This is a genomic window from Streptomyces sp. AC627_RSS907 (assembly GCF_019049165.1).
This window is the reverse complement of sequence record NZ_JAGMUE010000537.1, coordinates 1-667: the sequence shown is the minus strand read 5'-3', so window position 1 is coordinate 667 and position 667 is coordinate 1. Positions and strand designations below refer to the sequence as shown.

Genomic DNA, 667 nt, shown 5'->3' with positions numbered 1-667 from the left:
CATCAGCAGCGCGTACAGGACCTGGAATCCGAGCTCATTCGGATGCAGGCCGAAAATGACGCGCTGTCCGCCGCCGCTCAGCACAGCGACTCGCTGCTCGACAGCATCGACGTATCCCAGGCGGAGCCTGCGCTTGCCTGACCCGTGGTTCCTCAGGGGACCTGTCGGGCAAGCATCGCCACCCGCTTGAGAATCTGCAAGGGACGCTTCGGCGTCCCTTCGTCGTTTCGCTCCGTTGTTTCTCGTCCAGTCATTCGAGTTTTCCCTACCGTCTGATGTGCCCTTCACCTTCGCCGGCGAAACCGAAAAAGCCGCCGCGGCGCGCCTGGGCGCGCGCTGCGGACGGCTGCCCCACGGCGCGTGAGCGGTAAAGTCCGACGGCGTGCACCTCAAGAGCCTGACCCTGCGAGGTTTCAAGTCCTTCGCTTCCGCCACGACGCTGCGCTTCGAGCCCGGCATCACCTGCGTCGTGGGTCCCAACGGGTCCGGTAAGTCCAACGTCGTCGATGCCCTGTCGTGGGTCATGGGCGAGCAGGGCGCCAAGTCGCTGCGCGGCGGCAAGATGGAGGACGTCATCTTCGCCGGCACCACCGGCCGCCCGCCGCTCGGCCGCGCCGAGGTCTCCCTCACCATCGACAACGCCGACGGCGCGCTGCCCATCGACTAC

At 66.6% G+C, this 667-nt stretch carries 1 protein-coding gene; it reads left to right on the top strand.

From position 1 onward, the window contains the following. Positions 1-382 precede the first annotated feature (382 nt). The coding region (locus KUM32_RS36890; protein WP_217146235.1) for an AAA family ATPase at positions 383-667 on the top strand (285 nt) is incomplete at its 3' end.